We start from the raw sequence: 7,033 nt of genomic DNA, 5'->3' as shown, positions 1-7,033 counted from the left end.
CGATGGCCTACAAATATTCCATCGGCCAGCCCTTCGTCTATCCGCGCAACGATCTGGATTATGCGGCGAATTTTCTTCACATGTGCTTTGCGGTCCCAGCCGAGACATATCATGTCAACCCGATCCTGAGCCGTGCGATGGACCGGATTTTCACGCTTCATGCGGACCACGAACAGAACGCCTCGACCTCGACGGTGCGGCTGGCGTCATCTTCAGGGGCGAACCCCTTCGCCTGTATCGCCGCAGGTATCGCCTGCCTTTGGGGCCCTGCCCATGGTGGCGCAAACCAGGCCTGTCTGGAGATGCTGAAGGAAATCGGCACGCCGGACCGCATCCCCGAATTCATCGCCCGCGCCAAGGACAAGAACGACCCGTTCCGCCTGATGGGCTTCGGCCACCGCGTCTACAAGAACTTCGACCCGCGCGCGACGGTGATGAAGCAATCCGCAGACGAGGTGCTGGACCTTCTGGGTGTGGAAAACAATCCGATCCTTCAGGTCGCGAAAGAGTTGGAAAAGCAGGCGCTGGCCGATCCCTACTTCGCCGAGAAAAAGCTGTTCCCGAACGTGGATTTCTATTCGGGCATCATCCTGGAGGCGATGGGCTTTCCCACCGCGATGTTCACCCCGATCTTCGCGCTGGCCCGCACCGTGGGCTGGATTTCCCAGTGGAAAGAACAGCTTGCCGATCCGCAACTCAAGATCGGTCGGCCCCGCCAGCTTTATCTGGGGGAGTTGCAGCGCGACTATATCGACATCGAAAAACGCTAGAACCGAACAAGGGCCGCATGATGCGGCCCTTTCCTTTTCGTGACACCACGGAACCGGCGCGGCGCGGCTTAGCGTCCTTCGTAGACCGCTTTGCGTTTCTCAAGGAAGGCCGTGACGCCTTCCTGAAAGTCGTGGGTCTTGCCGCAGACGCCTTGCAGCCGCGCCTCGAGCGCCAGTTGTTCGTCCAAGGTATTCTCGAACGACCCGCGAATGGCCGCCTTGAGCTCGCGGTAGGCCACGGTCGGCCCTTGTGCGAGATGGGCCGCACGCGCCGCGACATGGTCGTGGAATGTGGCATCGGGGGCGGTTTCATAAATCATGCCCCAGCGTTCGGCCTCGGTGGCCATGATCTTGTCGGCGAAAAGCGCCGCACCCATCGCCTTGGCGGCCCCGACCTGACGCGGCAGCCAATAGGTGCCGCCCGCGTCCGGGATCAAGCCGATCCGCGTGAAAGCCTGCACGAAATAGGCGCTTTCGGTTGCAATCACCACATCGGCCGCAAGGGCAAGGTTGGCCCCTGCCCCTGCCGCCGGTCCATTGACGGCCGAGATCGTGGGCACCTTGCAGTCGAAGATCGCCTTGAGCATCGGGACATATTCGTCGCGCAATGTCGCCTCCATATCGAGGGTGGCGGCGCTGCCGCCATCGCCAAGGTCCTGCCCCGAACAGAAGGCCTTGCCGGCACCGGTCAGCACGACGACACGCGCGTCAGCTTCCGCGACCTTCACCGCATCGGTGATCTCGGCCCGCATCCGCGCGTTCAGCGCATTCATCATCTCAGGACGGTTCAGCGTGATCACCGCGACCTTGTCGCGGATGGCAAGGGTGATGGCCTGATAATCCATGGCAAGGTTCCTTCTGGTGCTTGCCGGAACCCTAACGCAAGACAGATGCAGGAAAAGACCGACCGCGCGTCACGACCGCAGGATTTTCTCCAACTCGGCCTTTTCCGCCTCGGTCAGGGGATCGGGCGTCGTGCGGGTGTTGCGGATCGCGGTCCAACCGATGCCAAGGGCAATCAGCAACAGCGCGGGGGCTGCCAGCCAGAGGATGATATTCGCGCCGCTGGTATCGGGCCGCAGTAGGACGAATTCGCCATAGCGGGCGACCATGAAGTCCACGGCCTCTTGGTCGGTATCGCCCGCGACCAGCCGTTCCCGCAGCACGATCCGCAGTTCCTTGGCAAGGGCCGCGTTGCTTTCGTCGATGCTTTCGTTGCGGCAGACCGGGCAGCGCAGACCTTGGGACAAGGCGCGCGCGCGGTCTTCGAGCACGGGATCGTCAAGGATCTCGTCCGGCTGGACCGCCCAAAGCGGCGCGGCCAGCAAGATCAGGATCACCAGCAGCCGCTTCATTCCGCAGGCACCGGGGCCGCTGGGGATTTTCTGGCCGCCGCCGCACCGACGCGCAGACGCCTGTCGGACAGCGAGAAACAGCCACCCAGCGCCATCAGGATCGCGCCACCCCAGATCCAGTTGGCGAAAGGCTTGATATAGACGCGCGCGGCCCAGCCGCCGTTTTCCTGCGGATCACCGATCACCACATAAAGATCGCGGGTAAAGCCGTTGATGATCGCCGCCTCGGTGGTCGGCATGTTGGCGACCGGATAGAACCGCTTTTCAGGGTTCAGCACGCCGACACGTTGGCCGTTCCGCCAGGCGGTGATATCGGCCATCGTGGTCAGGTAGTTCGGCCCCTGTTCGTTGCGCACGTCATCCAGACGGAATTCGTAGGACCCGACGGTCCATGTCTCGCCGATCTCGGCGACGCGGATATCCTCGATTTCCCATGCCAGCATGGCGGCGATGCCGAAGACGGTGACACCCATGCCGATATGCGCCGTGGCCTTGCCCCAGTCGGCGCGCGGCAGGCGGCTGATGCGGCCCAGCCGCTGGCCGAGACTGCCGCGACCGCTGCGCAGCCAAAGATCGGCCAGAGCGCCACCGACGACCCAGACACCCAGTGCGACCCCCACCGGTCCCAGCGCCGAAGTGCCGGTCTGCATGGCATAGGCCAGCGCACCCAGGGCCAGCGCCAGCACCAGCCAACCGGTGGTCGCCTTGATCGCCCGCTCGAAGGTGCCGCGCTTCCACGCGATGATGGACCCGATCGGCAGGATGATCGCAAGCCCGACCATGAAGGGGGTAAAGGCCGCATCGAAGAACGGCGGCCCGACCGACAGCGTCCGGTCGAACAGCATCTCGGCGACCAGCGGCCAGATCGTGCCGATGAACACCACGAAGCAACTGACCGACAACAGGATATTGTTGAGGATCAGCGCGCTTTCGCGGCTGACTGTGGAAAAGACCCCCTTGGCCTCCAGCGCATGGGCGCGGAACGCAAAGAGCGTCAGCGACCCACCAAGAAAGATCGCAAGGATGATCAGGATCAGGATGCCCCGCTCGGGGTCATTGGCGAAGGCATGGACCGAGGTCAGCACGCCCGACCGCACGATGAACGCCCCCAGAAGCGAGAAGCCGAAAGCAAGGATCGCCAGCAGGATGGTCCAGCTTTTCAACGCCTCGCGCTTTTCCACGACGATGGCGGAATGCAGCAGGGCGGCAGCGATCAGCCACGGCATGAAGCTGGCGTTCTCGACCGGATCCCAGAACCAGAACCCGCCCCAGCCCAATTCGTAATAGGCCCACCACGACCCCAGCGCGATGCCGACCGTCAGGAACATCCAGGCCGCCAGCGTCCATGGCCGCACCCAGCGCCCCCAGGCGGCATCGACACGCCCCTCGATCAGGGCGGCGACGGCGAAAGAGAACGACATCGAAAGGCCGACATACCCAAGGTAGAGAAACGGCGGATGGAACGCGAGGCCCGGGTCCTGCAACAGCGGATTGAGGTCGCGGCCATTCAGCGGCGGCACTTCAAGGCGCAGGAACGGGTTCGAGGTGAAGATCACGAAGGCAAAGAACGCCACGCCGATCGCCGCCTGCACCGCCAGGACCCGCGCCCGAAGCCGTGTCGGCAGATTGCCCCCGAACCACGCGGCGAATGCCCCGAACAGCGTCAGGATCACCATCCAAAGCAGCATCGAGCCTTCGTGGTTCCCCCAGACGCCGGTGATCTTGTAGATCATCGGCTTGTCGGTGTGCGAATTGGCATAGACCAGTTGCAGCGAGAAGTCCGAAGTCACGAAGGCCCAAGTCAGCACCGCAAAGGAAAAGGCGGTCAGCAGGAACTGCACCGTCGCCGCAGGCTCGGCCACGGCCATCCATCCGGCATGGCCGCGATGGGCCCCGACCAAGGGAACGATGGTCTGGACGATGGCGACGCCAAAGGCCAGAATCAAAGCGAAATGTCCAAGCTCTACCAACATGCGGCAGAAGATAGGACATTCCGGGGCCGGACAACATAGCCCGCCGATCAAATCGGCGGTACAAATTGGCGCAGCCTAGGTCACCAGCCCGCCTTGCAGAACGAAGGCCAGACCGCCCATCAACAGCCCGCCGATGATCAGCCGGACCAGCCATTTGAGCATGTCCTCGATCGCTGTCAGCCGGTCCGAGACATTGATCCGGTGCACCTCTTCCACGGCATTGCGCAATTCAAGTGCGGCGATGCGCCGTTCGGTGCTGTCGATGGGATCAGCCTGCATCACGGGCCCGCCATTCGTCCAAGGCGGGATTGTCGCTTGCGGGCTTTGGCGGGGTCCGCCCGACGGCGACCTGTGCCAGCGCATTCTGGAACTCATGCGCCTTGGCCTGATGGCGCGCGCCGAAGTAAAAGCTGACAACCGCACCCATCAGCCACCAGAGCGGCTCTGGTATCGCGGCCAGCCCGACCATGGATTGGGCGAAAGCCTCGGGTGCGCGCATCGCCTCGACGAAAAGCCAGATGGTGCCAAGCGCCAGTGCAGGGCGCGGCAGACGGTTCAGCCCGTCAACGAAGCGGTCGAAAAGTCCCCTGCGCTGGTGCTGGAACTCGGCAGCGAACTGGGCAAGGCTTTGCGCCCTCGCATCCGCATCCCGCACCGCGCCATTCTCGGCGTTCTCGCGGAAAACCTCGACGGTTTCGGTGACGATGTTGCGCCCGTCCCCGAAGAGAAACTGCATCAGACCATTGATCACACCCATCGGGCAGTCCTTTCGCGGTGTTGCGCCTCGCTGATGTGAAAGCGAGGTGCGATGAATTCTTCGGCCCGCAGGATCCAGCCGCCCTTGCCGCCATCACGGCGGCGGGCGTATTTGCGGCTGGCGGGCCGACGGTCGGCAAGGTCGTAGTAGTAGTTGCGCCGCGCGATCCCGTAGGCGTCGACCAGATGATCCGGCGCAGCCGCAATCGCCTGTCGGACCGCGCCTATCGTCTGCGGACCGATCACGCCATCGACGGTGACATCCAACCGCATGTCGACCAGCAGCCTTTGCAGGATCTTCACGGCATTGGCCCCCGCATTGACATACATGTCAAAGACGGTCGCGTGCAGCGCGTCGGGCAATCGGTCGATGCGCGGCGTCCGGAAATAATGTTCGACAAAGATCGAGACGGCATGGGCGCGGGTCAGCACCTTGACGTCCTCGGCATCCACGTCACCGTCGCGGTCAAGATCGAGGCCCAGCCTGCGCATGGTGTGGATCGTCACACCGTATTTCGTGGCACCGCCGGGATCGTCCGGGTCATCGACAAAGCCGCCTTCTCTGGCGACGATGCCTTGCGCGATCTGGGTTACTGTCTGCATGTCTGCCCCCCGTCTGGTGCTTGGGGCAAACTGTGCAAATCAAGTCTTAATTCGTGGCGACCCCATCGTCCGGTGCCACGTAGACACCCTGTTCCTTCAGGGCATTGATGACTTCGGCCGGCATGTAGGTTTCATCATGTCTGGCAAGGATTTCAACGGCTTCAAAGCGACCGTTGACAAAATTTCCCTGCGCGACCATGCCTTCGCCCTCGCCGAAAAGGTCCGGCAGGATGCCCGTGTAGACCACGGGGATAGAGGCCCCGCCATCGGTCACGAAAAAGCTGACCTGCTTGCCCTGACCGCGCACCAGTGTCCCCTCTTCGACCAGCCCGCCGATGCGAAAACGTTCGTTCGGGGGCGGCGGTGCCTCGGCCACCTCGGACGGGGAACGGAAGAACTGGAAGCTGTCATCGGGCAGAAACCACAGCAGCACCAGCACCAGCGCAAGGCTGATCCCCGCCAGCGAAAGCACCTGAATGCGCCGCCGCTTCTTGAGGCTCTTAAACCCGCCGGTCACGGGAAGACAGGGGCCAGCATCAGCCCCTCCTCTTCTTTCAGGCCCAGCATCAGGTTGGCGTTCTGGATCGCCTGCCCCGAGGACCCCTTGGTCAGGTTGTCGAGGGCGGCAATCACGATCGCCCGCCCCGGCACGCGGTCGGCCACCACGCCGATGTGGCAGAAATTCGAGGCACGGATGTGCTTGATCGACGGATGTTGTCCCATCGGCAGAACCTCTATGAATGTCTCGTCCGCGTAAGCGGCTTGCAGCGTGTCATATATGGCCTGCGGGTCGCCCTGCACATATGTGGTGGCCAAAATGCCGCGGTTGGCGGGGATCAGATGTGGGGTGAACTGGATATGCACGGGGCGGCCTGCGACCGCGCTGAACTCCTGATCGAATTCGCCAAGGTGCCGGTGGATGCCACCGACCGAATATCCATGAGCCCCTTCTGACAGTTCGGCGTGCAACAGATTCTCTTTCAGGCTGCGTCCTGCGCCCGATACTGCCGCCTTGAGATCGAGAATGATCTGATCGAGATCAATCACCCCCGCCGCAATCAGGGGCCGCAAGGCATATTGCCCTGTCGCCGCATTGCATCCGGTGCCGGCGACCAGCCGTGCACTGCGGATCTCGTCACGGTAGAACTCGGTCAGGCCATAGACCGCCTCTTTCTGCAACGCGGGCGCGGCATGGGGCTTGCCATACCATGCTTCATAGGCAGCCGGATCGCGCAGCCGGAAATCCGCCGACAGGTCGACGATTTTCAAGGTCTTGGGCAGTTGCGAGATCACCGCCTGCGAGGTGGCATGCGGCAGGGCGCAAAACACCAGATCGACAGCATCGAGGCGCATCTCTTCGATGGTGGTCAAGACTGGCAAATCCAGATGGCGCAGATGCGGAAACACATCCGCCATGGCCATGCCAGCCTTGGCGTTCCCCGACAGCCCGACGATGTTCAGCCCGGGGTGGGTGGCGATCAGGCGCACCAGTTCGGCGCCGGTGTAACCAGAAGCGCCAAGAATGGCGACATTGAAGGTCATGGTCGTATCCCTTTGAAAGGAATGAATATAATTT

At 62.7% G+C, this 7,033-nt stretch carries 9 protein-coding genes; 1 reads left to right on the top strand and 8 read right to left on the bottom strand.

The annotated features are described in order from the left end of the window. Nucleotides 1-770 (top strand): citrate/2-methylcitrate synthase (locus tag V7N12_RS06275; protein ID WP_333713444.1); only part of this gene is annotated, 770 nt, incomplete at its 5' end. 68 nt (nucleotides 771-838) lie between these two features. Here the strand turns inward: V7N12_RS06275 and V7N12_RS06270 are convergent. The 8 genes from V7N12_RS06270 to argC form a co-directional block, all read right to left on the bottom strand. Then, complete coding sequence (locus V7N12_RS06270) at nucleotides 839-1,615, bottom strand: enoyl-CoA hydratase-related protein (protein WP_333713443.1); 777 nt, start codon at nucleotides 1,613-1,615, stop codon at nucleotides 839-841. A gap of 69 nt (nucleotides 1,616-1,684) precedes the next feature. Next, nucleotides 1,685-2,125: a cytochrome c-type biogenesis protein gene (locus tag V7N12_RS06265; RefSeq protein ID WP_333713442.1), complete on the bottom strand. Its 441-nt coding sequence runs from the start codon at nucleotides 2,123-2,125 to the stop codon at nucleotides 1,685-1,687. Further along, nucleotides 2,122-4,098, bottom strand: a complete 1,977-nt coding sequence (locus V7N12_RS06260) for a heme lyase CcmF/NrfE family subunit (RefSeq protein ID WP_333713441.1) — start codon at nucleotides 4,096-4,098, stop codon at nucleotides 2,122-2,124. The genes V7N12_RS06265 and V7N12_RS06260 overlap by 4 nt, the downstream gene beginning before the upstream one ends. A 75-nt stretch (nucleotides 4,099-4,173) precedes the next feature. Further along, nucleotides 4,174-4,377, bottom strand: a complete 204-nt coding sequence (locus tag V7N12_RS06255) for a hemolysin XhlA family protein (RefSeq protein ID WP_333713440.1) — start codon at nucleotides 4,375-4,377, stop codon at nucleotides 4,174-4,176. Next, nucleotides 4,367-4,855 carry a holin family protein gene (locus tag V7N12_RS06250; RefSeq protein ID WP_333713439.1) on the bottom strand — a complete coding sequence of 163 codons (489 nt, stop codon included), beginning with the start codon at nucleotides 4,853-4,855 and terminating at the stop codon, nucleotides 4,367-4,369. Before V7N12_RS06250 ends, V7N12_RS06255 begins: the two co-directional genes overlap by 11 nt. Beyond that, nucleotides 4,846-5,457: a holin-associated N-acetylmuramidase gene (locus V7N12_RS06245; RefSeq protein WP_333713438.1), complete on the bottom strand. Its 612-nt coding sequence runs from the start codon at nucleotides 5,455-5,457 to the stop codon at nucleotides 4,846-4,848. The genes V7N12_RS06250 and V7N12_RS06245 overlap by 10 nt, the downstream gene beginning before the upstream one ends. A gap of 46 nt (nucleotides 5,458-5,503) precedes the next feature. Then, nucleotides 5,504-5,974 carry a cytochrome c maturation protein CcmE gene (gene ccmE / locus V7N12_RS06240; RefSeq protein ID WP_333713437.1) on the bottom strand — a complete coding sequence of 157 codons (471 nt, stop codon included), beginning with the start codon at nucleotides 5,972-5,974 and terminating at the stop codon, nucleotides 5,504-5,506. After that, on the bottom strand, nucleotides 5,971-6,999 hold the full coding sequence (argC, locus tag V7N12_RS06235) for an N-acetyl-gamma-glutamyl-phosphate reductase (protein WP_333713436.1): 1,029 nt from the start codon (nucleotides 6,997-6,999) through the stop codon (nucleotides 5,971-5,973). Before argC ends, ccmE begins: the two co-directional genes overlap by 4 nt. Nucleotides 7,000-7,033 lie beyond the last annotated feature (34 nt).

Source organism: Yoonia sp. (assembly GCF_036770585.1).
Classification (GTDB): domain Bacteria; phylum Pseudomonadota; class Alphaproteobacteria; order Rhodobacterales; family Rhodobacteraceae; genus Yoonia.
The sequence above is the reverse complement of the archived record's forward strand: the minus strand, read 5'-3'. Positions and strand labels throughout refer to the sequence as shown.